The 26,814-nt window shown below is 63.0% G+C and carries 21 protein-coding genes; 9 read left to right on the top strand and 12 right to left on the bottom strand.

Annotated features, from left to right (window positions below; all coding sequences use genetic code 11):
* The first annotated feature begins 41 nt into the window (after positions 1-41).
* Positions 42-1,997, top strand: coding sequence for a glycoside hydrolase family protein (locus GNZ12_RS33205; protein WP_172309661.1), 1,956 nt, complete (start codon positions 42-44; stop codon positions 1,995-1,997).
* A gap of 100 nt (positions 1,998-2,097) precedes the next feature.
* Here GNZ12_RS33205 and GNZ12_RS33200 read toward each other — a convergent pair whose 3' ends face one another.
* Both GNZ12_RS33200 and GNZ12_RS33195 read right to left on the bottom strand, forming a co-directional pair.
* Positions 2,098-3,636, bottom strand: a complete 1,539-nt coding sequence (locus GNZ12_RS33200; protein ID WP_172309660.1) for an amino acid permease — start codon at positions 3,634-3,636, stop codon at positions 2,098-2,100.
* 76 nt (positions 3,637-3,712) lie between these two features.
* Complete coding sequence (locus GNZ12_RS33195; RefSeq protein WP_172309659.1) at positions 3,713-4,489, bottom strand: SDR family NAD(P)-dependent oxidoreductase; 777 nt, start codon at positions 4,487-4,489, stop codon at positions 3,713-3,715.
* 329 nt (positions 4,490-4,818) lie between these two features.
* Here GNZ12_RS33195 and GNZ12_RS33190 point away from each other — a divergent pair, with 329 nt between their 5' ends.
* Positions 4,819-5,802: a helix-turn-helix domain-containing protein gene (locus tag GNZ12_RS33190; RefSeq protein WP_172309658.1), complete on the top strand. Its 984-nt coding sequence runs from the start codon at positions 4,819-4,821 to the stop codon at positions 5,800-5,802.
* A gap of 1,112 nt (positions 5,803-6,914) precedes the next feature.
* Positions 6,915-7,055, top strand: coding sequence for a hypothetical protein (locus tag GNZ12_RS33185; protein ID WP_172316254.1), 141 nt, complete (start codon positions 6,915-6,917; stop codon positions 7,053-7,055).
* 47 nt (positions 7,056-7,102) lie between these two features.
* Here the strand turns inward: GNZ12_RS33185 and GNZ12_RS33180 are convergent, their stop codons facing one another.
* The 4 genes from GNZ12_RS33180 to GNZ12_RS33165 form a co-directional block, all read right to left on the bottom strand.
* On the bottom strand, positions 7,103-8,587 hold the full coding sequence (locus GNZ12_RS33180; protein WP_172316253.1) for an MFS transporter: 1,485 nt from the start codon (positions 8,585-8,587) through the stop codon (positions 7,103-7,105).
* 222 nt (positions 8,588-8,809) lie between these two features.
* Positions 8,810-10,075 (bottom strand): CaiB/BaiF CoA transferase family protein, encoded by a 1,266-nt coding sequence (locus GNZ12_RS33175; protein WP_172316252.1) that lies wholly within the window; start codon positions 10,073-10,075, stop codon positions 8,810-8,812.
* Positions 10,072-11,049 carry a hydroxymethylglutaryl-CoA lyase gene (locus tag GNZ12_RS33170; RefSeq protein WP_172316251.1) on the bottom strand — a complete coding sequence of 326 codons (978 nt, stop codon included), beginning with the start codon at positions 11,047-11,049 and terminating at the stop codon, positions 10,072-10,074. Before GNZ12_RS33170 ends, GNZ12_RS33175 begins: the two co-directional genes overlap by 4 nt.
* A 348-nt stretch (positions 11,050-11,397) precedes the next feature.
* Positions 11,398-12,291, bottom strand: a complete 894-nt coding sequence (locus GNZ12_RS33165; protein ID WP_172316250.1) for a LysR substrate-binding domain-containing protein — start codon at positions 12,289-12,291, stop codon at positions 11,398-11,400.
* 362 nt (positions 12,292-12,653) lie between these two features.
* Here GNZ12_RS33165 and GNZ12_RS33160 point away from each other — a divergent pair, with 362 nt between their 5' ends.
* Complete coding sequence (locus tag GNZ12_RS33160; protein ID WP_172316249.1) at positions 12,654-13,295, top strand: LysE family translocator; 642 nt, start codon at positions 12,654-12,656, stop codon at positions 13,293-13,295.
* A gap of 50 nt (positions 13,296-13,345) precedes the next feature.
* Here GNZ12_RS33160 and GNZ12_RS33155 read toward each other — a convergent pair whose 3' ends face one another.
* Entirely contained in the window at positions 13,346-14,248 is a 903-nt protein-coding gene (locus GNZ12_RS33155; RefSeq protein ID WP_172316248.1) for a DMT family transporter, read from the bottom strand.
* A gap of 239 nt (positions 14,249-14,487) precedes the next feature.
* Here GNZ12_RS33155 and GNZ12_RS33150 point away from each other — a divergent pair, with 239 nt between their 5' ends.
* Positions 14,488-15,276 carry a sulfite exporter TauE/SafE family protein gene (locus GNZ12_RS33150; RefSeq protein ID WP_172316247.1) on the top strand — a complete coding sequence of 263 codons (789 nt, stop codon included), beginning with the start codon at positions 14,488-14,490 and terminating at the stop codon, positions 15,274-15,276.
* 105 nt (positions 15,277-15,381) lie between these two features.
* On the opposite strand, the gene GNZ12_RS33145 is transcribed toward GNZ12_RS33150, so the two are convergent.
* Both GNZ12_RS33145 and GNZ12_RS33140 read right to left on the bottom strand, forming a co-directional pair.
* Positions 15,382-15,630, bottom strand: coding sequence for a hypothetical protein (locus tag GNZ12_RS33145; protein WP_172316246.1), 249 nt, complete (start codon positions 15,628-15,630; stop codon positions 15,382-15,384).
* A 323-nt stretch (positions 15,631-15,953) separates the two neighbouring features.
* A complete protein-coding gene (locus tag GNZ12_RS33140) occupies positions 15,954-16,307 on the bottom strand; it encodes a BON domain-containing protein (protein WP_172316245.1) in 354 nt (117 codons plus the stop codon).
* Between the two features lie 632 nt (positions 16,308-16,939).
* On the opposite strand from GNZ12_RS33140, the gene GNZ12_RS33135 reads away from it, so the two are divergent.
* The 3 genes from GNZ12_RS33135 to GNZ12_RS33125 all read left to right on the top strand — a co-directional run bounded on the left by GNZ12_RS33135 (position 16,940) and on the right by GNZ12_RS33125 (position 20,348).
* Positions 16,940-18,391, top strand: a complete 1,452-nt coding sequence (locus GNZ12_RS33135) for a TAXI family TRAP transporter solute-binding subunit (protein ID WP_172316244.1) — start codon at positions 16,940-16,942, stop codon at positions 18,389-18,391.
* 94 nt (positions 18,392-18,485) lie between these two features.
* Positions 18,486-19,130 (top strand): 2-hydroxychromene-2-carboxylate isomerase, encoded by a 645-nt coding sequence (locus tag GNZ12_RS33130; protein WP_172316243.1) that lies wholly within the window; start codon positions 18,486-18,488, stop codon positions 19,128-19,130.
* 234 nt (positions 19,131-19,364) lie between these two features.
* Positions 19,365-20,348: a LysR substrate-binding domain-containing protein gene (locus GNZ12_RS33125; protein WP_172316242.1), complete on the top strand. Its 984-nt coding sequence runs from the start codon at positions 19,365-19,367 to the stop codon at positions 20,346-20,348.
* 118 nt (positions 20,349-20,466) lie between these two features.
* On the opposite strand, the gene xdhC is transcribed toward GNZ12_RS33125, so the two are convergent.
* From xdhC to xdhA, 3 genes are all read right to left on the bottom strand, one after another.
* Entirely contained in the window at positions 20,467-21,033 is a 567-nt protein-coding gene (gene xdhC / locus GNZ12_RS33120) for a xanthine dehydrogenase accessory protein XdhC (protein ID WP_172316241.1), read from the bottom strand.
* 114 nt (positions 21,034-21,147) lie between these two features.
* Positions 21,148-23,514 (bottom strand): xanthine dehydrogenase molybdopterin binding subunit, encoded by a 2,367-nt coding sequence (xdhB, locus tag GNZ12_RS33115; RefSeq protein WP_172316240.1) that lies wholly within the window; start codon positions 23,512-23,514, stop codon positions 21,148-21,150.
* A 112-nt stretch (positions 23,515-23,626) separates the two neighbouring features.
* Positions 23,627-25,156, bottom strand: coding sequence for a xanthine dehydrogenase small subunit (gene xdhA, locus GNZ12_RS33110; protein WP_172316239.1), 1,530 nt, complete (start codon positions 25,154-25,156; stop codon positions 23,627-23,629).
* 389 nt (positions 25,157-25,545) lie between these two features.
* Between xdhA and GNZ12_RS33105 the strand changes: the two genes are divergently transcribed.
* Positions 25,546-26,757 (top strand): MFS transporter, encoded by a 1,212-nt coding sequence (locus GNZ12_RS33105; protein ID WP_172316238.1) that lies wholly within the window; start codon positions 25,546-25,548, stop codon positions 26,755-26,757.
* Positions 26,758-26,814 lie beyond the last annotated feature (57 nt).

The following is a 26,814-nucleotide window of genomic DNA, read 5'->3' as shown; positions in this document are numbered from 1 at the left end:
GAGGCGAACGAATGTTCAGCTCACGCATTGGTTAGAGATTGATGAAATCGCAACTACTCCTACTCTCAACACTTTCCCTGGCACTCGCGGGCTGCGGCGGTGGCGGCGGCGGTAACGGCGCCAGCAGCAACGCAACCACCCAGCTCAACGGAACCGCCAGCCCGTCCGGCTCGTCCAACCTGGCTGCGGCAGGGAACAGCAGCACCGGCGGCACCGCTACGGTGAACGGCGCGGGCAGCACCGTCGCGGCACTCACTTGTACATCGCCGGCCATCTCGGCAGGCTCCGGCAGCGCCCCCCTTTCCGCCGACACGCCCAGCGCGAACGGCACACGGATCTTCGCTTCCGGCAGCACCTTCCCGCTCGCTTTCACCACCAACGTTTCGTCCGCGGACACCCTGAACTGGACCGTTACAGACACCCTCGGCAGAGTCGCGGCGAGCGGCAGCACCGCTGTACCGAGTGGATCGAACACCATCACGCTCAGCTGCACCTCGACGCTCGCCGGCTATTTCGCCGCGACGGGCACGCTCGCGCAGAACGGTGGCCAGTTGCCGCAGGCCGGCACGCGTCCGGTCGGCATCGCGACCTTCGGCGTGCTGCCGAACCTCGCCCAGGTCGTGCCTGCCGTCACCTATGCGCATCAGGAGCAGCACCGCTTCGGCATGCAAGGCGCGAACGACAACGGCCCGCTGCTCGCCGACCTCGGTATCTCGTCGACCATCGACGACCGCCAGCTCTCGACGATGGAACCGAGCGGACCGAACACGTTTAATCCGGCGGCCAACAATCTCGATCCGTTCTACACGACCGGCAACGTGATGCGCCTGATCCGCCTCGACGGGATTCCCGCGTGGGCGAGCAGCACCGGCGCATTCCAGGACGACACGAGCGTGCCAACCAGTCTTTCGTATTACCAGAGCTACATGAGCCGCGTCGGTACGGAATCGAACACGATTCGCACCACCTATTTCCCGCAGCAGTCGGCCAACTATTATCAGGTGACGTGGGAACCCAACCAGTTCTGGACCGACACGGACGCCAACTTCGTCGCGCTCTATCAGTCCGTCTATCAAGGCATCCATGCGACCGATCCGAACGCGGTGGTGATGGGCCCGACCGATGCGTTCCCGAGCCTGACCACGACGCGCCTGCAGCGCATCGCGTCGCTCGGCTTCGGCAAATACATCGACGCCGTCTCCACGCACGGTTACTACGACGCGGGCACGTCCCCTTCGCATCCGCCTGAGCGTTACGATGCCGATCCGTCCACGGCTTCAGGTTCGCTGCGCGGCCAGATGCGCGGTCTGCGCGCGGAAATGGCCACTGATTACCGTCCGGGCATGAAGCTGTTCTCGACGGAAGCCGGCATCAGCTACGACCTCGGGACCTCGTACGGTCCGAACTATCCGAGCTCGAACGTGTTGTACGCGCAAGCCGCAGTCGCGGCGCGCATGCACATCATCACGCTGGGTGAAGGGGCGGATCAGACCTACGTGTTCTATGGCGCGGACTATCCGGGCGAAGTCGGCTATGGCACGTTCTTCGATCTGAACGACGCGCAAGGCGCATTCGGCGCGACGAACATCAGTCCGAAGCCGGTCGCAATGGCGATCGCCGCCATGACGCACACGCTCGACGGCACCCACACGCTCGGAGCGGTAAACGGCACGCCGACCGGCGTCTACGCCTACGCGTTCCAGCAGGTCGGCAACGGCGCGGTGATCACCGCTTTGTGGACGCACAGCAATAGCGTATGGGACGCGAGCGTCGGCTTCAGCTCGACCTACAGCGTGCCGTATAGCCTCACCGTGGATGCGCCGGGCACGAGCGGCACGGTGAAAGTGATCGACATGATGGGCAATGCGTCGAGCGTGAACTACACCAACGGTACGCTCACGCTCAACCTGACAGAATCGCCGGTGTATGTGGTGTCGAACAACGCGTCGGTCGCCAAGGCCAACTCGACGGTCCCGGTGGGATACACCGGTATCTAACCCGCGAACGCCACCTCGTGCGGTAGATGTGAATACGTCAGCCGGCCCCAGGGCCGGCTGACGTTTTTTTTCGGGGCATGAAGCGCACGAGCCAACTTGCTTAGCTCTCCCCCAGTTGCCCCTCCATCCCGCTCAATTCAAGCTCCCGCTCCTTCGACACCTTGCCGATCGGCGGCCCCGCGAAGCTCTTGCGCACGCCTGCGCCGTACCAGATCGCCAGCAGCACCGCGAGCAAACCGACAAGTACGTACACCACTTTCTGATTAGGCGGCTGCATGCCGACATAGGCGAGCACGAGTGCGCCGAACACCGCCGCCACCGCGAACGGCTTCGACAGCATGCCCAACTGGAACGGCCCTTTTTCCTTCCACGTACGCCCCTCGGCGAAGATACCGGCTGCAACCGGCATCGCGTAGGAGATGAACAGAAACACTGCGCTACCCGCGCTCAGCACGGTGAATGCATCGCCGTACAACGTCACCACGATCGCCAGCACCGCCGAGGTCCAGATCGCCGCGCCCGGTGTGCGGTGAGCCGCATTCACTTTGCGCAGCCACTTCGAGCCAGGCAAACCGCCATCGCGGGCAAACGCGAACATCATGCGCGAGGTCGACGTGACGGCTGCCAGACCGCATACGTAGTTAATGAAGAACATCAGCAATTCGATCAGGATGCGCAGCGGTCCCGGAATCGGCGCGAGAATCGCTTCGAAGAACCCGGTGCCCTGCTTCACCCCCGCGGTGATATCCGGCATCACCAGCACGAACGCGCACACCATCACGTAGCCGAAGGTCGTCGACCAGAACACGGAGCCGACGATGCCGCGCGGCACATTGCGCGCCGCCTGATGCGTTTCCTCCGAGGTATGCGCGGAAGCGTCGAAGCCCGTGATCGTATAAGCGGTCAGCAGCAGGCCGGACAGAAACGCCATGGCGATGGTCTGCTTGGGCCACGCGCCGCCGTCGACACCCGTGAAGTTGGTGAAGGTATAAAGCCGCGACAGATCGATCTTGACCGGCGAATACACCAGCAGGGAAACCACCAGCATGACCGTCACCACAAAGATCAGATAGCCCGACAGGTCCGTGATCTTACTGGTGATGCGAATGCCGCGATGATTCAGGAATGCTTGCGAAGCGGTGATCACCGTCAGAAAGAGCGTTTGCTGCCACCAGCCGAGCGAATCGGGACTCACACCGAACATCGGTGCGATCAGCGTGCGAAAGAACGGATCATAGGTCCCGTAATTGATCGCGGCGACCACGAACACGAGGCCGAGCAGATTCAGCCACGCGGTGAGCCAGCCCCACATTTTGCCGCCGAGAATCGAGCTCCAGTGATAGAGACCGCCGGCCGTCGGATACGACGAAGCGATCTGCGCCATCGCCGCCGCCACGACCAACGCGAACAGCGAGCCGAGCGGCCAGCCGAGTCCGATCGACGCCCCGCCCGCCGCTGACAAGCCCATCTGGAACGACGTGATGCCGCCCGACAGAATGCAGATCAGCGAGAACGACACCGCGAAGTTCGAGAACGCCCCCATGCGCCGGGACAGTTCCTGCGCGTAGCCCATCTTGTGCAACAGTTTGACGTCGTTGTCGGCGGACTCCGCCGACGGCACGGCCGTGTTGATGTCCATGACGCGATCCTTTGAACAGGGTTATGACGAAGCGGCTAAGCGATGCAGAGGCGTGACCGCGCGACGAAGGACCGGCTCACGCAGCCGTGAAGCAGTTATCCACGTACAGGTGTGCGCCGTTGACGAAACTGGCGTCGTCGCTGGCGAGAAAGAGCGCGGCGCGCGCGACTTCTTCCGGCGCGCACAGACGGCCCTGCTGCACCGACAGCGCCGCCTCGCTCGCATCGAAGCCATACTTCGCGAGCGCACTGATTTCACGGCGCCCATGCGGCGTATCGATGAATCCGGGGCACACGGCATTGCAGCGAATACCACGGTCGCGATACTCGACGGCAATCGACCGCGCGAACATGGCGCACGCGCCTTTGGTCGTGCAGTACAGCACTTCGAGCGGCGTGGCCGCCACCGACGAGATCGACGCCGTGCACACGATCGAACCGCCGCCCGCGGCGAGCATGTGCGGCAGCACCGCGCGCGTCATCATGAACATGCTTTTCACGTTGACGTTCATGAGCCAGTCGTAGTCTTCGTCCGTGGTATCGACGAACGGCTTCACGACGATGCTGCCGGCGTGGTTGAACAGCACGTCGATGCGCCCGAAGCGCGCCATGACGTTCGCCACGGCGGTTTCCACCGCTTCGCGCTTCGACACATCGGCGGCAAACAGTTCGGCTGTGCCGCCTGCCGCGCGAATTCGTGTCACGACTTCCTCGCCTGCATCGGTATTGATATCGACCACGGCGACCTGCGCGCCTTCCTGCGCGAACAGCAGCGACGCCGCACCACCCGCGCCGGTTGCGCCGCCTGACACGATTGCGATCTTGCCCTCAAGCCTGCCTGCCGATCTGCTCATGCGTGACTCCCGTTCTAGTGTCCAGTGCGTTGCGTTCGATTGCGTCGCCTTGTGCACAAAGTAGGGGCGGCAAAAAGCGGCGACTATCCAAAATTGGCAAAAAGTAAAAATCCCGTAAAAATCCGGGTTACTGACAAATTCATTACAGACAGGTCTGGATGCTTGCCGCATCTGGTTGCCTCCGTGCTCGTGATATGTGCGGACACGGAGCAGGAAGCGGCGCGTGACTGCCCGGGATGGGTCGCTTCAACACTGCGGCGCGGTTTTTTTTTCGCATACACTGATCGGCACGAGGCTTTCGGGGAGTGCCACCAGAATCGGGAGAAGCTATGCAGCCGGTCAATCAGACAAGCAGCGCCGTCGAGATTCGCTGTTGCCGGAACATCGACGAGCAGGCGATGTTGCTCGACGCGTGGAACCAGAGCTATTGCCAGATTTCGCGCGGCGCCTTCGACGGCTCGGTGAGTTCGTTTTTTGCGGGCGGCGTGCGGGTGCTGGTGGAACGGCTGAACCGCACGGTCTATCAACGCGGCCAGGTGGCGCGATCCAAGCTGGCGGTGGGCGTTCCGTTTCAACTCGAAGGGCATGCACTGCTGTGTGGGCAGACGAGTCATCGCGACGGCCTGCATGTATTTTCCGGCGATGGCGGGTTTGAGTTTCTATCGCCCGATAAGCACGTCGTAGTGAATCTGGAGATCGAGCCTGGTGCGATCGGCGATGAACGGGTGCGCTCGCAGCTCGATGAAATTACATCGCTGCTGGGCACGAAGCCTGGCGTAGTGAATGTCGATCCTGTGAGATTGCAGGGCTTTCGCGAAGTGCTGAAGAATTTGCTCGATGCCGTGGCTGCGACGCCGACTTTGCTCGATGATGCCGACGTGGCGGCGTCGTTTGAGAAGTCGGTGATCTTCGGTCTCGCTGAGACATTGCAGGGCATGCAGCATGCGGACCCGCACGGGAATGTCGAGGCACGTACCGCGCGGAATTGGCAGCTCGTGCGAGGGATTCGCGAGGTGGTGGAAGAGTCGCCGGATTGCCCGCTGTCTGTTGCCGAACTATGTGCGCGGTTTCACGCGAGCCGGCGAACGTTGCAATATGCGTTTGAGGATACCCTTGGGGTGAATCCTTCAGCGTATATACGAGCGGTTCGGCTCGATCACGTGCGGCGTGAATTGCGAGGTTCCGGGTCTGTTACTGAGGTCGCTACGCGGTGGGGGTTTTGGCATTTTGGGAATTTCTCCAACGAGTATCGAGGGCAGTTTGGGGAGTTGCCGTCGGAGACGTGGCGGCGCAGTAAGGGCCGCGGGGGTTAAGGATCGGTTTGTTTGCCTTCGCGGCGCTTGGTTCTGTGCGCCTACGGCGTTGGGCTTTCCTTGAGCTGGTTGCCTGTGCGGCGCTTGTTTCTGTGTGCCTGCGGCGTTGGGCTTTCCTGCCCTTGTATGCCTGTTCGGCGCTTGTTTCTGTGTGCCTACGGCGTTGGCCTTTCCTTGATTTGATATCGGTTTATTAGCGTCGCCCCTGTGCGGGGCAGGCACCTACTTTTCTTTGCTTGCCGCAAAGAAAAGTAGGCAAAAGAAAGCGGCTCAAACCGCTAATTCTTAAGCGGGCTCCTCGCACAGTTGCGGTAGTGGTGCATCTGGAATCTGTGCCCTCGCACATTCGGCCTCAGTGACAAGGCAGTCATACTTCCGGCGGCGCTGCGCGCGCCGAAGAGCACTTCATAAAACCACCCGCTACGCTTTAGCTCTCGCGTTTTGCCCGGTACCGCGACTCGCCATTCCATCACCACTGCGGCTGTAGCTGCCGTTGCCGTTGCCGTTGCCGTTGCCGTTGCCGTTGCCGTTGCAAGTGTACAAGTGAGAGGCTAAGAGGCTGAGAGAATGCGGGTGCGGGTGCGGGTGCGGGTGCGGGTGCGGGTGCGGGTGCGGGTGCGGGTGCGGCACATTGACACTTCATTTGAAGTGGGGTTCGCCTCTGAGTGCGGAAGCACTTTGCCGAGGCGAAGCCGATGGTCCCCGCTGCGCAAAGCGAAGCCCCTGGTTTCCCATGCATACCCATCCGCGACGCACGCAGTGCGGAGTGGGAGCTGATGAGCGGTTTGTCACTGACGCTGAAGGTGCGAGGGCACGGATTCCAGATGCACCACTACCGCAACTGTGCGGGGGACCCGCTTAAGAATTAGCGGTGTGAGCCGCTTTCTTTTGCCTACTTTTCTTGGCGGCAGGCAAAGAAAAGTAGGTGCCCGCCCCGCACAGGGGCGACGCTAATAGTCCAATAACAAATCAAGGAAAGGCCAACGCCGTAGGCATACAGAAACAAGCGCCGCGAAGGCAAAAAAACAAAAACACACCCAGAAACCCCAAAATCAGCGCACACTATCCTACTGCTCCCTCGTGGAGCGACAACGCCAACTGGGGAGTCCATCATGGCAAAAGGTCAAGTACGCAGTAACCGCGAAGCGAAGAAACCGAAACAGGAGAAGAAACTAAAACCGGCGACTTCACCGTCTGGCGCACCGCCGATTCGCGTAACACCGAGCGCTTCGGCGACACAAAAGAAACACTAAGCGAGTAAGCCCGCCCCGTCAGGCGGGCATCAACCATCCGCCAGGCATTACCTCGAAATATCCTCCAACGCGACATCCCGCGTCTTCGGCCCAAGCGTCCCGATGGCCAGCATGACGATCACCATCGCGCCGGAAATAAACACAAACACCCCGTTCACGCCAAAGCGGTTCAAACATCCCGCAATCACAAACGCGGAAAACATCGCCGAAATCCGGCTCCACGAATAAACGAACCCCACTGCCCTCGCTCGAATACTGGTCGGAAACAGCTCGGCCTGATATGCGTGATAGCTATAGGAAATAATGTTGCCCGCCAGCACCAGGCACACGCCCAAGCTCACGAGCAACACCGTCTCCCGCGCCTGGCTAAACAACAGCCCGCACACCACGTTCACCGCCGCCATGCAGATGATCACCGTCTTACGCTCGAAGCGGTCGGCAATCAGCATCCCCAGCAACGGTCCAAGGGGCGCCGCAATCGCAATGATGCTCGCGTACATCAAACTCGTCGTAACGGTAATGCCCTGCTTGATCAGCAACGTCGGAATCCAGTTCGCGAAGCCGTAATACCCCATCGTCTGGAATACGTGAAAGATGATCAGCATCAGCGTGCGCTTGCGATACGGCGGCACCAGCAGATCGCGAAACGCCGCACGCGCGCGCACCGGTTCAGGCAAGGCCGGCTCCGGCAAAGGCCGTCCATATTCCCGTTCCACCCGCGCTTCGAGTCGCGTCATCACCGCGTCGGCTTCCTCGATGCGGCCTTTCTGCGCAAGCCAGCGTGGGCTCTCCGGCAAACGCAGACGAATCCACCACACCACGATTGCACCCACGACGCCAGTCAGCACAACCAGACGCCAGCCGTCGAGGCCGAAGTAACGGTGCGGCACCAGCAAATACGATAGAAACGCGACGATCGGTACCGCACAGAAACCAACCGCCTGCGAAAAGGCCGACGCGCGGCCGCGCACATGCTTCGGCACGAGCTCGGAGATGTAGGTGCCAATGGTCACGATCTCCACGCCGATGCCGATCCCCGCGATGAAGCGCCAGAGATTGAGCCCAAGCGCCGTGTCCTGGAACGCCATGATGATGTTGGCCGCGGTGTACCACAACAGCGACCACGTGAAGATCGCGCGCCGCCCGAAACGGTCTGCAAGAAAACCGCATGCCGCCGTGCCGATGAACAGCCCCGCGAACAACGCCGCGATGAAACTCGCCACGCCGCTGGTGCCGAACAGACCATGCGTCGTCGCGGTGAGAATGCCGCTGCGCACGAGGCCCGGCGCGATATAGCCGGAGAACATCAGGTCGTACAGTTCGAAGAAGAGGCCGAGGCTAAGCAGCATCACCAGTTGCCAGATGGAACGCGTGGCGGGCAAGCGGTCGAGCCGCGCGGAAATACGCGCGCCGTCTAGCGCGATCTCTTCAGCGCGGCCACCTGCCGATGCACCGGCGCCTGAGGGCACACCACCCAGCGCGCCAGCATCACCGACCGCTGTCGCATACACCGCATGATTCGACGATTTCATCGTCTGTCTCCTTTGTCGACCGGAGTTGGCGCTTTAGCACTTACTCCGACCCCAAGCAAAATGGTTGCTGAATTCCGGTCTGACGCCGGATGAGATTGATTAACTACGTTCGACGCATCGAGCGTCCGAAAACAGGGTCGCTATGCTCAGCCATTTACGCGGGACACCTCATAGGGCGCTGTGCTCCAGCAATTTCGCTCGACGCTTCGTCACCCGCTCCGCTCAGGTCGCTTCTTGCGGCGCCTGCGCCACGCCGCCGCCCAGCGCCACAATCTGCGCATCGTCATAGCCCAACCCACGCAGCACGTCGGCGGTGTGTTCGCCGATCTTCGCGATCGGCTGGCGCGGTTGCAAACGCGCGCCATCCATCGAAATCGGCAGCAAGGGCATCGCGGTTTCGCTTCCGTCATCGAGCGTCAGTCGCGCAAGGCCGCCGCTCTCGTTCAGATGCGGATCGTCGAACAGGTCTTCGGGTTTCGTGATCGACGCGAACGGAATGTGATCGCGCTCAAACAGCGGCACGAGCGCGGCGCCTTCGAAACGACTCAAGGTTTCGCCGAGCGTCTGCAGCAACCATTCGCGCGCCAGCACGCGGTCGTTGTTGGTCGCGAGGCGCGGGTCGGCCAGCAGGTCGTCGCGGCCGAGAATCGCGCACAGTGCGCGCCACTGCCCATCGCCGGTCGCGGCGATAAACATCTGCTCGTCGTTGGCAAGACGGAACACGTCGTAGACGGCCCATGCGCTGATGCGCTCGGGCATCGGGGCAGCGGGCACGCCGGTCGCGGCGAACTGCTGCATATGTTGTGCGGAGAGCAGCACGCAGTTTTCGAACAGCGCGCTCTGCACTTCCTTGCCGCGTCCGCTCGTATGCCGTTCGTGCAACGCGGCAAGCACGCCGATCGCGCCGAACATGCCGCCCATGATGTCGTTGACCGAACTGCCCGCGCGCAACGGCCGGCCTACCGGTCCGGTCATGTAGGCGAGGCCGGCCATCATCTGCACGACTTCGTCGAGCGCGAGACGGTGTTCATACGGACCGTTCAGAAAGCCCTTGTGCGAGACATAGATCAGCCTGGGATTGCGTTCGCGCAGCGCCGCGTAATCGAGGCCCAGGCTCGCCATGCGGCCCGGCTTGAAGTTCTCGACGAATACGTCGGCGGTATCGACCAGCTTGTGCAGCGCGGCCAGTCCCGCTTCGCTATCGAGGTCGAGCGCGACACTCTTCTTGTTGCGATTGAAGGTGCGAAAGAATCCCGCACCTGTGCCGAGCAGACGGCGCGTACCGTCGCCGCGCGGCGGCTCGACCTTGATGACTTCAGCGCCGAGGTCGCCAAGAATCATCCCGCACGTCGGCCCCATCACCATATGCGACAACTCGACCACGCGAATGCCCGCAAGCGGCAACGCGCCCTGCTGCTCCGTCGAAGACGCAGAGGCGGAAGAAGCGGAGGAAGCCGAGGAAGCAGACGTAGAAGAAAACGGATTCATGACAGCACCTGTGATTCGGACGGGTCAAAACGTTGAACAGCGGCACTGAACTGCTTCGGCAAACCGGCACGCGCCAGATAGCCGTACAGCGGTTCGCCGGGCAACGCGTCGGCGAGTATGTCGCGCGATGCGATGAGTCTGGCGAGGTCAATGCCGGTGTCGAAGCCCATGCTGTCGAGCATGAACACAAGATCTTCGGTGTTCACGTTGCCGGTCGCACCCGGCGCATGCGGACAGCCGCCGAGGCCGGCCAGCGACGCGTCGAATTCGCGGATGCCGTGCTGCAGCGCGATCAGCGTATTCGCGAGACCGAGGCCGCGCGTGTCATGGAAATGCAGCGAACGCAGCTTGCTGCCGGCGACCTCACGCACCAGTTCGATGATTTCGCCAACCTGGCGCGGCGTCGCTTCGCCGGTGGTGTCACCGAGCGCGATGACATCGGCGCCCGCCTGCAACGCGGCGCGCGCAATCGTGGCGATATCGGCGTAAGGCACCGCGCCTTGCAGCGTGCAGCCAAATACCGTCGACAATCCGGCGATCAATTCGACACGCCGCTTATTCGCGCTAGCCGCGCTATCGATCAGTTCGCGCATCGCGGCAAATGCCTCGATCATCTCGACAGGGGTCTTACGAACATTGGCGAGGCTATGCGCCGTGCTCACCGAAATCGGCGCGACGATCCGATGCACGCCGGACTCGAGCGCGCGTTGCGCTCCCTTCAGGTTCGGCACCAACGCCGTCACGATCAGATCGTCGTAGGTGAGCGCGTGGGCGATCACTTCCTCGGCATCAGCCATCTGAGGCAGCAGCTTCGCCGGCACGAACGACGCGACTTCCATATGCCGCACGCCGGCGGCATAGGCGGCGTCGATCCAGCGCCGCTTGGACTCGGTGGGCATCGTGCGAGCGATGCTTTGCAGGCCGTCACGCATGCCGACTTCGGTCACGACGACGCGCTCCTGGGTGTTACTCATGGTCTTGAATCCCGGTCTTGAGTCTTGCGTGGAATGCGGGGAATGAAGCAACTGAGTGACAGCTTGCCCGCGCACGACCGAGCGGCAAAGTCTGCGTTGACGACGCACTCCATCGCCGCTCGCGATGGCGACTCAGGCAAGCGGGACGGGCATGCGCTGTCGAAAAGGGAAAACCCTTAAGGGCTTTTCAGAGGAGGATGAGAAGACGTTGTGAGCGCGTGCAGAGGACGTCGGTGAGCGTTAGCAGGGCCTTGGGAGGGCCTTGGGAGGGCCTTGGGGCTGGGACACCGCAGGCGGACGCTCAGAGGGCGTTCAGACCGCGCTCAAGAAGCAAATCACAGCTGGCGCTCAAACGGAGCGAAGCAGATGGTCGAGTAAGTGCGATGCCGTCAGCGTCAGCGCATTGCGATCGCGCATGCAGATCACGAAGCGCCGCTCTGCCCACGCTTCGCGCAACGGCACGGCGACGATGCCGTATTCGTCGGCGGCATGCCTGGGCAGCGCCTCGCCCGGCAGGATCGCGACGGCAAGGCCCGCCTGGATGAAGCGATACGCGGCGTCGAAGGTCGACACGTAGGTTCGATAGTTGAGCTCGCGGCCTTTTTCCACCGCGATACGCTGCATCAGCGCATTCACCGACGCATTCGATGCAAGCCCGAGATGATCGAATGCCAGGGTCTGCTCGAAGCTGATTGCGGCCTCACCGGCTAGTGGATGATCGCGCGGCACAATCAGCGCGAGATGATCGGAGCGATACTGCAGCACGTCGAGACTGCCCATCGGCACCACATCGCGGCAGATGCCGAGATCGGCCACTCCCTCTTCCAGACCGCGCACGATCTCGGTGCTGACGCGCTCTTCGACATCGACACGAACCTGCGGATTGGCCTTCAGAAACACCGCCAGCGCCTCGGGCAGAAACTCGACCATCGACGACACGTTCGCCAGCACCCGCACATGACCGCGTGCGCCGGCCGCGTATTCGCTGAGCTCCGCCTGCAAACGTTCGTGGCCGCGCATGATGAGACGTGCATGCCTGAGCAGCGCTTCGCCGGCGGCGGTCGCGCGCACGCCGCGCTGGCTGCGCGAGAGCAGCGCGACGTCGACCAGCGTTTCCAGATCGGCGAGCCGCTTGCTGACCGCGGACGGCGCGATGAACTCGCGTTCAGCCGCACGTGCGATCGTGCCTTCCTCGCAGACGGCGATGAACAAGCGCAACGTCACCTGATCGATTTGCCACATGAACGGGCGTGCCCTGGGTATTTGAAGTGGGAAAATTATGCCCGAGGAAGGCGGCGGCCGAGTCCATCCCAGGGTATCCACGGCCGGCGTGCCGGTTGGCGCCGTTGATCGTGTGCTGAGTTGCGAAGGTTGAACGTATGTCAGACTGCGCAAGTTGATGCGGTGCTGCGTCGCGCAGGTCGATCGTGTGCCGGATGACGTAGTTTGATGCGGCGCTGGTTCGCACTGCTTGATCCCTGCAGTCTTGCCCGGGATTTTCGGTCTGGCTATGCTTGGGGACGCGCCGCCCTGACGCCTGCCCGCACGCACGCAAAAGCGCAGCGCTGCCTACACGAAGCCAAACAACCCATCAAGGCTTGCCCATGTCCACCGCCAGTCTCTTCGTCACCTCTGCGGGCGTCGGCCTCGCAATCGCCGCACCGGTCGGCCCGATGGGCATGCTGTGCATCCGCCGCACGCTGACCGGCGGTCCGCGCGCAGGGCTCGCAATCGGCTTCGGCATTGCGACCGGCGACGCGGTTTATGGCCTGATCGCAGCGCTTGGCCTTGTCGGCATCTCGCAGTTCATGCTCGCCTACGACCGGCCCTTGCATCTGCTCGCCGGTCTGTTTCTGCTGTATCTCGGGGTGCGTACCTTGCTGCAACAAGCACCCGTCGAGGCGGCGAACGGTAATGGCGACAGCAAGCTCGCGCAGGTGGGCCGCGCCGGCGCGCTGCGCGCATATGCGAGTTCGTTGCTGCTCACGTTGACGAATCCGCAAACCGTCATCATGTTCGCCGCGCTGTTCACGACGCTCGCGCCGCGTGGGGCGTTTTCATCGAGCATCGCGCTGACCACCGTCGGTGGCGTGTTTTGCGGTTCGATCGCGTGGTGGTGTTTCCTCGTGACCGTGGTGTCGCTCGCGCGTCACGCGATCGGCAGCAAGCTGCGCGTGGCGATCGATCGGATCGTCGGGTTCACGCTGGCCGCGTTCGGTATCGTCGAGATTCGCCGCGCGATTTGAGGAGGGATGAACAGCGCTGCGCAAGGACGCTCGCAGTCGAGCCTTCGGACTCACGAGCGACCGCGCAACGCCACGGACACCACACCGGCAATCGCCAGCAAACCACCGCATAGCGTCGCGAGACCCGGGCGCTCGCCGGTCAGCACCGCGGATAACGCCGTTGCCACTGCAGGCGTGAGATACAGGAAATTGGCCGCACGCGCGGCGCCAAAATAGCCCAGCGCGAAGGTCCACGTCGCATAGCCGAGCGCCGCAGGAAACACGCCGAGCACCAGCACGGCCTGCAACGTGCCGTGCGGCGCACTGCCAAGCGAACTCAACGCGCCCGGCAGCCACGGTGCCAGCAACACCGCCCCGGCCAGCAACGTGTAGGCGGTACAGGTCAGCGCTCCGTAGACCGGAATCAGGCGTCGCTGCAGCACGAAGTAACTCGCCGAACACAGCGCCGCACCGAGAATCAGCGTACTGCCCGCGCCGAGCGTCAACCCGCCGGGCTGACCCCGCGCAATCACCGCGATGCCGGCGAGACTGACGAGCGAGCCGAGCCATCCCCAGCGGTTGAATCGCTCGCCGAGAAACGCGGCGGCCAGCAGCGCCGTGAAGATCGGCAGCGTATTGACGATGAAGCTCGCCGCGCCTGGCGCCACCGTCTTCTCGCCGGTATTGAGCAGCGCGTTGTAAAGCGCGATGCCGAGGAAACCGCACAGTACGAAACGCAGACCGTCGCGCCATGTGGGCAACCGCGGGCGCCGGTAGGCGAGCCACGCGATCACCAGCAGCGCCGCAGTGGCAAAACGCGCCGCCGCCAATTGCAAAGGCGGCAAACCCTGCAAGCCGATGCGAATGAATGGAAAGGCCGACGCCCAGGACACGATGGTGAAGGCGACCGCGCCTGCCGCCAGCAGCGGCTGCCGCGCCGAACGGGGCGATGGGGATGAAGTGAGTGTGTTCATTCGCAGATAGTGCCGCGAGGCGAGCTGCTAAGCTAGCGCACAAATGAACAACCGGATGCAGACGGCGCAGCAGGGCCAGTCGTAGCGCTTCATACGCAAGCGCCGCAGTTTTGCGACAATAGCCGTTTTCGCCGCGCCGCCACGCCCTATCGCCGACCATCGTCGACAGTCGAAGGCAAGCGCGCGCCGGCCTTGCCGCCTAACCTGTCCAACCCACCCGACCGTCAGCGGTCTGCTCAATGGCTCTTCCCCACATCGATCTGCTGTACTCCGTCTCCGGCCTGTTGGTCGGCTTTCTGGTCGGACTGACGGGCGTCGGTGGCGGCTCGCTGATGACGCCGATCCTGGTCCTGCTGTTCAACGTGCATCCGGCCACGGCGGTCGGCACCGATCTGCTGTACGCGGCCGCCACCAAGGCGACCGGCACGCTGGTGCACGGTCTGAAAGGCTCCGTCGACTGGCAGATCACCCTGCGCCTCGCGGCCGGCAGCGTACCGGCGGCGACCATTACCTTGATCCTGCTGCATCGTTACGGGATGGACACACCAGGCACGAGCCGGCTGATCCAGATCGTGCTCGGCGCCGCCCTGCTGGTGACGGCGGTGGCGCTGGTATTCCGCCCGCAACTCGCGGCGCTCAGCGCACGCCGTCAGCGCAAGCCCAGGCAAGGGCGCACGCTCGCGCTCACCATGCTGACCGGCGCGGTGCTGGGCGTGCTGGTGTCGCTGACTTCAGTGGGGGCGGGCGCCATCGGCGTGACGGTGCTGTTGCTGCTGTATCCGTTGCTGCCGACCACGCGCATCGTCGGCTCCGATATCGCGCATGCGGTGCCGCTCACGCTGCTGGCGGGCGCGGGCCATTGGCTGCTGGGCTCGGTCGACTGGTCGATGCTGCTGTCGCTGCTGGTGGGGTCATTGCCGGGCATCGCGGTCGGCAGCTATCTGTCGTCGCGCGCGCCGGACGCGCTGCTGCGCAACCTCCTCGCCGCTACGCTCACGCTGGTCGGCGGGCGCCTCGTGCTGTCGTGAAGTGAAGTGGCGGCCCTGACAGGCGGCCTTGATAACCGGCTTGAAGCGTCAGCTTGAGATACCTGCCTCAAGAGCCGGCAAACAGGCCTGCGCACCTAAGCCGCTCTATTTGAAAAACCGGCAGGTCAGATCGGTCTCGAACTGTCTGACCCACTGCCCTTGATGATCGTGATACGACTGCGCCCAGCCGCCGCGCCGCACCGTGACGAGTCGCTCGTGCGCGGCATCGCCCGGGTCCGGACAGGCGCTGATGTCGAAATGCGCCGGCGCAAAACCATGCCGCGCACACACCAGTTCGAAAGCCGCCCGATCGCTGATCGGCAGATCGGTATAACGCAAAAGCGTGGATTCCATGGCGTTGACTCCGGTTCCGCTTGCATCACAGTACGCTTCGCGACGCGTCAATAGTGTGTCACAGCACACAGACGGGCCGTTGCGGTGCGGGCGTTCAGCCCGGAACTGACCCGACCCATCATCACCGTTTCAAAAATCATCGCCACAAAAATTGATCGAAAAAAGGCTCCGGCTTGTCGCCGGAGCCCTCGCGCTGACATGCATCACGATGGCGCATCGCGATATCGAATCGCATGCACTGTTCCTATGCAGCCCTCCACGCCTACCGGCGCTTCGTGCGCTTATGGCAAGCCGCTGATTGCGGCCTGCTCAATGCAGCCGTCTTACTGTTGCACAACGGTCAGCTTGTTGGACACTGACGTCACGCCGGCGACGCCCTTGGCCACATCGCCGGCAGCGTCGATCTGGCCTTGCTCAGGCACCGAGCCCGTCAAGGTTACCGCACCGCCACGAGCGCGCACGGAGATGCTCGACACATCGATGCCTTGCGCCTTGGCGAGCGCGGCGCGCACTTTGTGACCCAGTTGGCTATTGGCCTTCTTGCCGGCCTTGGCGCTTGCAGCCGGCGCTGCGGTCGTGCCCGTAGCCGTCGCATCGCTTGCCTGAGCGTACACATTGCACGCCACTACCATTGCCACAACCGAGCCCAGCGTTTTCAGAAAACCGACCGATTTCATAGTTTCTATTCTCCTTAGCTACACATTGGACCGCGTGTAAAAGCGGCTTCGTTACGACTCCCGGCGGCCATGCAGACGCGACAACGCGCGGCTCAGCGACGGCCGACTATGGCTGCAACACAGTGTGCGAGAGGCGAGAGAGGCTGGCTGAAGTTAGCCGCATGCGATGCGGTACGAGAGCCGGCAAGCCGCGAAGTCCGCCAGCGCGCCCGGTTCTTGTCTGTCGTGCCGGGTCGCGCTGCGCAAACATCTGTTCGCGGCAGCGATCCACAATTTAATCTAGCCGCGCCAGAAGCGCAAAGGGTTTAGTCGTACCTCGGGGTGACTGCGGGTTGCCATAGGGGCATGGATCGTGTTTCATTCATGCGCCGTTCATATTTTGATCCGGGAGTGGTTCATTGAATGTTCATGCGCCGTTCACGAATTGTTACGGGTTTGACGGCGCCCGCCCCGGGCGGACGCTGCGCCGCCGCGCGATTCTCAGGTACCATCGGCGCGACACGCGCTGCCGCGCGGCTTGTGCGTCTTGCGCGGCGGCCAGTCCGGCATGGCGCGAGCGCCCCGCCCCCGGTTCGCGCGCCGCAGAGCGCCACCACCCTGTTCACTTTCGACCGTAGCCGTCACGTCACCTGATGAAGCCAGCCACCGGCCGCAAACGCCCTCCCCGTCTCGTCGCCCGTTTCGTGGCGATCTCCTGGCGCGATCTGGCGGTCTCGTTCGGACCGATCCTGCTGATCGCCGTCGCGGCGATCTGGGTCGCCGTGCGCCTGATCCAGCCCGCCCCGCCCAGTACGCTGACGATCAGCGCCGGCCCCGAAGGCAGCACCTTCTGGAACGCAGCGCAGAAGTACAAAGCGATTCTGGCGCGCAACCGTATCACCCTGAACGTGTTGCCCTCGGAAGGCTCGGTGCAGAATCTCAAGCGGCTCTCCGACCCGAAGTCGAACGTCGACGTCGCCTTCGTGCAGGACGGCATCGCCCCCGGCACGGCACGCGATGGCTTGATGTCGCTCGGCAGCGTGGCGTATGTGCCGTTGGCGATCTTCTACCACGGGCCGACGGTCGCACGGCTCTCCGAATTCAAGGGCTTGCGCCTCGCGGTCGGCGCCGAGGGCAGCGGCACGCGCGAACTGGCGCTCGCGCTGCTCAAGGCCAACGGCATCGAACCGGGCGGCGCGACCAAACTGCTGCCGCTCTCGGGCGATGACGCCGCCCAGGCACTCGTCGCCGGCAAGGTCGACGCGGCGTTTCTGGCCGGCGATTCGGCGCAACCCGCGGTGATGGGCAAGCTCAATCGCACGCCGAATGTGCAGTTCTACGATTTCACCCAGGCCGATGCCTACACCCGCCGTTTTCCGTATCTGACGCAGCTCGAGATACCGATGGGCGCGTTCGACCTCGGTAAGAATCTGCCGTCCGCCCCGATGCACATGGTTGCGCCGACCGCTGAACTGGTGGCGCGCGACTCGCTGCATCCGGCACTGTCCGATCTGCTGATCGAAGCCGCACGCGAGGTCCACGGGAAGGCGAACATCTTGCAGCGCGCCGGCGAATTCCCCGCGCCGCTCGCCCACGATTTCCCGGTCAGCGACGACGCCGCCCGTTACTACAAGTCAGGCAAGAGCTTCCTCTACCGGATCCTGCCGTTCTGGCTAGCGAGCCTCGCGGACCGGCTGCTGGTAGTCGTGGTGCCGCTGATCGTGCTGCTGATTCCGGCGCTGCGCGTCGTGCCGTCGCTGTATGCGTGGCGCGTGAAATCGCGCATCTATCGCTGGTACGGCGCGCTGATCGCGATCGAACGCAGCGCGCTCAGCGACCACTCTCCCGCCGAGCGCGCCTCGCTCATCGAGCGGCTCGATGCGATCGAAGAGTCGGTGAACGGTTTAAAAATGCCGCTTGCCTATGCGGATCAGTTCTACGTGCTGCGCGAGCATATCGGCTTCGTGCGCGAGCGGCTCACCCATAGCCGCGAGGCTCAGCGCGATGCGGAGGGCGAGTCGGACGAATCCGGCGAGTCGGGCGATGGTTCCGAGCCGGGTTCGACGTCCGCCGAGCCGGCCGTCGCCGGCCCGAAACCCTATTGACCGATGCAAGTCGCGGCTGCACCGCGTAAGATCATTACAAATCCGACGATCCAGCAGACAGCATCGTTCGGAACGGGCAATCCGGGAGACATTTATGACCGTTGGCACCGACGCCAGGCAACCGCTGTGGTTTTACGATTTTGTCTCGCCGTTCACGTACCTGTTGCTCGAGCAACACGACAAATGGCCGGGCTTCGACTTCGCGTTCACGCCGGTCGTGCTGAACGAGCTATATGACCACTGGGGCCAGCGGCCCGCTTACAGCGTGCCGGCAAAACGCACGTTCCTGTACCGCCACGCACTGTTTCGCGCGGAGCAACTCGGCATTCCGTTCAAGATGCCGCCGGCCCATCCGTTCGACTCGATGAAGCCGCTCCTGCTCGCCACTGCGGCGAAGGGCGACATCGGCTTCGTGCGCGAGATTTTCCGTTTCATCTGGCGCGAAGGCCGTGATCCGTCGAGCGATGCAGCGTTCGCCGAACTGTGCGAGCGCGTCGGTATGCCGGACGGCCCGGAACTCATCAAGAAAGAAGATGTGAAAGCGCAATTGCAGCGCAACACCGCGGATGCGATTGGTCTGGGCGTGTACGGCGTGCCGACCTTCTACCTGAACGATCAATTGTTCTGGGGCGAAGACGCGTTGCCCATGGTGCTGTATTGCGCACGCACGCCGAACTGGCTCGACTCGAAGGAAGTGAAGCGGGTCAGTTCGCTGCCTTCAGGCTTTGCAGACAACTAAACGAAGGTAAAACGTAATCTTCGTGCAAATAAGGCACGCCGCGCGCGGCGCGGCAGCCGTGATTGCGTCAAAAGGGCTGTCCTGATGCCGGCCATACCGTGTCCGCTATGCCGCCACACGGCAAACGGGCCTAAGGTTATAACCTTTGCGCCCCGCTCTTGCGATCTGGCTCGCGGGCGGCTCCGTACGACGCTTCATCCGGGCCCGACCTGCTTGCATCGCCTCGCCTAAACCATGGACGACGACTCCGCCGCCTCCCTCGATATCTGGCTCGTGCGCGTGCTGCGCACGCTGCTCGTCGAGCGCAGCGTCACACAAACGGCACTGCGTCTGAATCAGACCCAGCCCGCCATCAGCACCGCGCTGCGCAAACTGCGCGAGACGCTGAACGATCCGATCCTCGTGCGCGGCAAGTCGGGCATGGTGCCGACCGAGTACGGCGAATCGTTGCTGGCGTCGGCGCAACGTGTGCTGCGCGAAGTCGATTTCGTGGCGACGCCGCACGGCGATTTCGATCCGGGCCGCTCGCGCCGCACCTTTCGCGTGGCCGCTCCGGATTATCTGAATGACTTCTTCATGCCCACCGTGATCGCGCAGTTTCGCGAGGCGGCGCCGCATGCGCGTCTGGAGATCGATTCGCTCAGCCCGATGCTCGACCATTCCGCCGCACTCGATGCGGGCGAACTCGATCTCGTGATCGGCAACTGGCCGAAACCCGATCCGCGTTTCGGGCGCAGCGATCTGTTCTCCGATACCGTCGTGTGCCTGATGCGCGCCGATCATCCGCTGACCCGCGCGCCGCTCACGCGCGAAGCGTATCTGGCCGCGCCGCACCTTGCACCGACGCCGTATAGCGGCGCGCGCGGCGGCGCCGTCGACATCGGCTTTGCGCGGGCCCGCGCCGACCGGCGCATCGTCGCTACGCTGCCCTATTTCGGCCTCGTGCCGCAAACGCTGCTGCAATCGGATCTGATCTTCACGACGACACGCCGTTTCGCGGCGCATTACGCGAGCATCCTGCCGCTCGCGGTGGTCGAGGTGCCGATTCCGTTTCCGCGCATCAAGTGCTATCAGCTCTGGCATCCGCAGCCGGACCGGCCGAGCGATGTCGGCTGGCTGCGCACGTTGATGTCGCAAGTGTCGGACGAGCTGATTGCGCAGAAGGTGCGGCGCGCAAAACGGTCGCCGAAAAAGGAAACGTCAGCCGCGGCGGGCTGACGTTCTGGTTTGAAGTTTGGCGGGGGCGAGCGTTTTAGGCTGCACGCTTTTATCTTGAGCGATTCATGTTGCGAGCTTTACGTCGAGCCCCTCACGCCAGGTGCCTCGCTCTGCCCGTTCACACGTTCGCGCAGAGCTTCTGCGTCACCACCTGCGCGGCGGCCTCGCGCGCACGAATCTGCAGCAACTCGGCACATACCGCGACCGCGATCGCCGCAGGCGCTTTATCGACAATGCCGGTCACGCCGATCGGGCACGTCATCTCCACAAGCCGGTCCAACTCCACGCCGCGATCCAGCAAACGACGCTCGAATTTCACGCGTTTCGTCTTCGACCCGATCATGCCGAAGTAGGTGAAATCGCGCCGCCGCATGATGCGCGCGGCGAGCGAAAAATCGAGCGCGTGGTTATGCGTCATCACGAGGAAGTACGCGCCGGGCGGCGCCGTGTCGACGATCGCATCAGGCGTGTCCGTCGCCTCCACCTGCACATTGGCCGGGGTTTCGTCGGGGAACAGTTCGTCGCGCTCATCGACCCACTGGACGACGCACGGCAAGCTGCCGAGCAGCGTGACAAGTGCATGGCCGACGTGCCCCGCGCCGAACAGCACGATGTGCATCGGCGCCGGACGCGGCGCTTCCACGGCGCTGCGCCGGCCGATCTGAACGGAAGAAAAGTCGTTCATGGCGATCAATCCAGTTAGTTACGATATTTGCACGATTTGCGTTAGCTGGCCACTTGCAGGCGGTTCATGGCGCGCCCCGGAAGTCACGCCGGGGTTCGACCAGGACTCACGCGCTTACTGCCGCGCCGCCGCAGTGGCTGCCCGTACTGCGCCGACTGCCTTCAAGATTTCCTCGCTGGTCGCGGGCGCATTCAGCGACGGGTTGACCTTGTGGTTACCCACGGCCGACACCGCATCGCGCACGGCAAAGAAGACCGAGAACGGCAGCAGCAGCGGCGGCTCGCCGGTCGCCTTCGAACGGTGAATGCTGTCCTCCGCATTGCGGTTCTTGAACAGACGCACACGGAAGTCCGGCGGCGTATCGTTGACGGTCGGAATCTTGTAGGTGGACGGCGCGTGCGTCATCAGCTTGCCGCCCGTGTTCCACCACAGTTCTTCGGTCGTGAGCCAGCCCATGCCCTGAATGAACGCGCCTTCCACCTGACCGACGTCGAGCGCCGGGTTCAGCGATGCGCCCACGTCATGCAAAGCGTCCGCGCGCAGCACACGCATTTCGCCGGTCAGCGTGTCGATCACCACTTCCGACACGGCCGCGCCGTACGAGTAGTAGTAGAACGGCCGGCCTTGCAGCTTCGATTGATCCCAGTAGAGCTTCGGCGTTGCGTAGAAGCCGTCCGACCAGAGCTGGACACGCGCGACATAGGCCTTCGCGATCACCTCTTCAAACGGCACGATCATCTCGCCGACCACCACGCGGTCGTGCACGAAACGCACTTCCGAAGCGGCCACCTGCCCAGCGCCGAAACGCTCGGCGGCGAAGGCCGACAGACGTTCGCGCAACTGGCGCGCGGCGTCTTGCGCAGCCTTGCCGTTCAGGTCCGAACCCGTCGATGCAGCGGTTGCCGAGGTATTGGCGATCTTGCTTGTGTCGGTCGCCGTGACGCGAATGCGGTTAAAACCAATGCCCAGTTCATGCGCGACGACCTGCGCGACCTTGGTGTTCAAGCCCTGGCCCATTTCGGTACCGCCGTGGTTCACCAGCACCGAACCGTCGGTGTAGATGTGCACCAGCGCGCCGGCCTGATTGAAGTGGGTCACGTTGAACGCGATGCCGAACTTGACCGGCGTGAGCGCCAGGCCCTTCTTCAGCACTTCGTTGTTCGCATTGAACTCGTTGATCGCCACACGGCGCGCGCGGTATTCGCTGGTGGCTTCGAGTTCGTCGATCAGTTCGTGAATGACGTTGTCTTCGACCACCTGACCATACGGCGTCTGGTTGCGCTCGGTCTTGCCGTACAGATTGCGACGGCGCACGTCGAGCGAATCCTCGCCGACCGAGCGCGCGACGTTGTCCATGATGTACTCGATCGCGAACGCGCCTTGCGGGCCGCCGAAGCCGCGGAACGCGGTATTCGACTGCGTATTGGTCTTGCCGCAGAAGCCGTCGATCGTCACGTCGGACAACCAGTACGCGTTGTCGAAGTGGCACAGCGCACGCGTCATCACCGGACCGGACAGGTCGGCGGAGAAGCCGCAACGCGAGGTCATGTCGACGCTCACGCCGTCGATCACACCCTTGTCGTCATAGCCCACTTCATACGTGTAGTGGAAGTCGTGGCGCTTGCCGGTGACCATCATGTCGTCGTCACGGTCCGGACGCAGTTTCACCGGGCACAGCAGCTTCCATGCAGCCAGCGCCGCGCAGCATGCGAACAGACCTGATTGCGATTCCTTGCCGCCGAAGCCGCCGCCCATCCGGCGGCATTCGATCAGCACGTTGTGCGACGCCACGCCCAACGCGTGCGCGACCATGTGCTGCATTTCGGTCGGGTGCTGGGTCGAACAGTAGACGTGCATGCCGTCGTCGTCCTTCGGCACCGCGTACGAAATCTGGCCTTCCAGATAGAACTGTTCCTGGCCGCCGAGCAGCATCTCGCCGGCTTCGCGACGCGCTGCACGGGCGATCTTCGTAGCGGATTCGCCGCGTGCGAGTTTCATCGGCGGCAAGACGTGTTGATTCGCGGCGCGGGCCTGCTGCGCGGTGAGGATCGCGGGCAATTCTTCGTAGACGACTTCGGCGCGGCGCGCAGCCAGACGCGCGATTTCATGCGAGGTCGCGACCACGATGAACATCGGCTGACCGACGTATTGCACGAGACCGTCAGCGAGAATCGGATCGTCGCCGTGGATGATCGGGCCGACGTCATTGACGCCGGGGATATCTTGCGCGGTGAAGATCGCAACCACGCCGGGCGTCGCGCGCACTTTGGCGAGCGACATCGAGACGATCTTCGCGTGCGCTTTCGGCGACAGGCCGAGCGCGGCGTGCAGCGTGCCGGCGAGCGTCGGAATGTCGTCGGTGTAAGTCGCGCGGCCGCTCACGTGCAAATGCGCGGACTCGTGCGGACGCGAGATGTGGACCTGGGTAAAGTCGTCGAGATCCTGAAGGTCTTTGAGGAACGGTTCGGCGTGCTGATTCATTCTGGTGTTCTCCGTATTCTTTTAAGAAAACGCTGGGCCGCCCCAGGTTTTCTTATTCCCCCTCGGGGGACCCTGGCGCGTAGCGCCAGGGTTGGGGGCGCTGTGCCCCGTTTCAGGCGCTCGCGCCGGCCGGGGCGCAGGCAGCGGCAACTGCACGAACATCCAGTGCGCTCTTCGGCAGCGGATTGTTCGGACGCGTTTCGAGCCAGAAGCGGTACAACGTATTCTTCGCCGCTTCAAGGCGATAGTTGCTGGTGGCGCGCATGTCGCTAAGCGGCGCGTAGTCGTTGCCGAGCGCGAGCATCGCGGCCTGCGCGGTCGCTTCGTGCCATTCGGCGTCGCGCAACACGGCTTCAGCATGCGTCGCGCGCTTCGACGTGGCGGCCATGCCGCCGAACGCGATGCGCGGCTCACGGATCACGTTGCCGTCGGCGATGAAGGAGAACGCGGCGCACACGGCCGAGATGTCCGAGTCGAAACGCTTCGACAGCTTGTAGGTGCGGAACTGCAGGTTCGCGCGCGCGCCGGTGCGGGTCGGCACCTTCAATCCGACGACGAACTCATGCTCCGCCATGTCTTTCTTCTGATACGCGAGGTACAGATCCTCGAGCGGCATTTCGCGTTCAATCTCGCCACCGCGCACGATCACATGCGCGCCAAGTGCGATCAGGCCAGGCATCGAATCACCGATTGGCGAGCCGTTGGCGATATTGCCGCCGAGCGTGCCGGCATTGCGGATCGGCAGCGAGGCGAAGCGTTGCCACATTTCAGTGAGTTCCGGATATTGCTTCGCAATTTCCGCGTAAGCCCGTTCTACGCTGACGCCCGCGCCGATCTCGATCCAGTTGTCGTTGGTTTCGAGCTTTTGCAACTCGGCGATCTGACCGACGTAGACGATGTTGCCCAGTTCACGCATCTGCTTGGTCACCCACAAGCCGATGTCCGTGCTGCCGGCGAGAATACGGGTGGCCGGTTCGGCTTCCTTGATTTTCGCGAGCGCGGCGACGGTGCGCGGCGCGTCGAACTGCTGGCCGGCGTGCTGGTAGTGGAAGGTGTCTTTGCGCTCGAGCGTGGCGAGCGTTTTCGACAGCGCTTCGATATTGACCGGCGCTTTCGGCGCGGGGGCTTCGAACATGCGCACGGCGGCGTCGACGATCGGGCGATAGCCGGTGCAGCGGCACAGGTTGCCGGTCAGCGCGTTGCTGATCGCGTCGCGCGACGGCACGGTCTTGTTCGCGCAGCTGTGTTCGTGGCCGTGCTTTTCGTACAGCGACCACATCGACATCACGAAGCCCGGCGTACAGAAACCGCATTGCGAGCCGTGGCACTCGACCATCGCTTCCTGCACCGGATGCAGCGAGCCGTCCGGCTGACGCAGGTCTTCGACGGTGTAGAGCGCTTTGCCGTCCAACGTCGGTACGAACTGGATGCAGGCGTTGACCGCCTTGAAGTCGACGCCGCCCGCCTCGTTACGCTCGCCGATCACGACCGTGCACGCGCCGCAGTCGCCTTCGGCGCAGCCTTCCTTGGTGCCGGTGCAATGCACGTCCTCGCGCAGATACTGCAGGACGGTGCGGGTGACGGGCGCGTCCTTGATCTCACGGATCGCGTTGCGGTGGTAGAAGCGAATCGGCTCAGTCATGTCTCGTTACCTTCAATGTTCTGTGTCCGTTGGGACGTGCTGCGATGATGGTTCGAAAACTATCATCATCAATAAATACAACCCATAGCAGGGATCGCATGCGGGACATATTCGCGAAACGATATAGAGATGGGTTTGGGGGTCGGTTGGCTTATGGTGAGATGACCGGTTCACCGTATTTTTTGAGAAATTGTTGTTTTATAGCCATCGCGGCTTAGGGTCTCTTGATCCGCTGCGCACGACAGGACCACTCGTGCAGGGTGAAAACGAACGACTATATGACTCCGGCACCCTTTTTTAGGCGGGGAAATTATTAAGCAACCCCTGCAAGGGAATCGGTTCCATGGGAAAATCACGGCTTTCCGCCGTTTTCAAGTCTCGTTTTCCCCATGTCCACCGACTCAGCGACACCTCGCAGCGAATTTGCGACGACCATGCAGATCATTCCGGTCGTCTTTTTCACATTTCTTTGCTATTTGACGATCGGAATTCCGCTCGCGGTGCTGCCTGGCTACGTCCACGACGACCTGGGTTACAGCGCGGTCCTGGCGGGCGCTGCGATCAGCGTGCAGTACCTGGCGACGCTGGCATCGCGGCCGCTCGCTGGCCGTTCGGCCGACACGTTGGGGCCGAAGCGGACGGTGTCGATCGGCTTGCTGGGTTGCGGTGCGAGTGGGATTTTGTTGCTGCTCGCCGTGTTGTGTGGACGCTGGCCGGTGTTGAGCCTGGGATTGCTGGTGTGCAGCCGTCTCGTGCTCGGCTTCGGTGAGAGCCTGTGCGGCACCGGCGCGATTCTGTGGGGCATTGGCCGAGTGGGCACGAGCAACAACGCCAAGGTGATTTCGTGGAACGGTATTGCCACTTATGGGGCGCTCGCGGTTGGCGCGCCACTCGGTGTGGCGATTGCACACGCGGTCGGGTTCGCCGCGTTGGGCATTCTGGTGATTCTGCTGGCGGCGCTTGGTTTTTATCTGGCGCGGCCCATTGCACCGGTGCCGATCGTGCACGGCGAGCGGATGTCGTACCGGAGCGTGTTGACGCGGGTACTGCCGCATGGGATCGGGCTGGCGCTGGGCTCGGCCGGCTTTGGGTCGATTGCGACGTTCATCACGCTGTTTTATGCCGCGCGGCATTGGCCTAATGCGGCTTTGTCGCTGACTGTTTTCGGCACGCTGTTCATTGGCGCGCGCCTCTTGTTCGCCAACACGATCAAGGCTTACGGCGGGTTCCGGGTCGCGATTGCTTCGTTTTCGTTTGAATGCGCCGGGCTGTTGATGTTGTGGCTGGCGCCTGAGCCGCATATCGCCCTTGCTGGGGCGGCCTTGACCGGGTTCGGGTTTGCTTTGGTGTTCCCGGCGCTCGGCGTTGAAGCGGTTGGGCTTGTGCCGCCCGCTAGCCGGGGGGCGGCTTTGTCGGCTTATTCGGTGTTTCTTGACCTCTCGCTGGGGATTACTGGGCCGTTGGCCGGGTATATCGCTGGGGAGTTCGGCTATGCGCAGGTGTTTCTTTTTGCGGCGATTGCCGCTGCTGCTGCGGTGGGGCTTTCTACGGTTTTGTATTTGCGCAATGCCAAGGTGACGAATTTGCCTGCGGCGCTTTGATTCCTCGTTGTTCGATTCTGCGTTTTTGTTTCAGCCCACGGCGTTGGCCTTTCCTTG

This window comes from Paraburkholderia solitsugae, assembly GCF_013177695.1.
Taxonomy (GTDB): domain Bacteria; phylum Pseudomonadota; class Gammaproteobacteria; order Burkholderiales; family Burkholderiaceae; genus Paraburkholderia; species Paraburkholderia solitsugae.
This window is presented reverse-complemented; position numbering and strand designations above follow the sequence as displayed.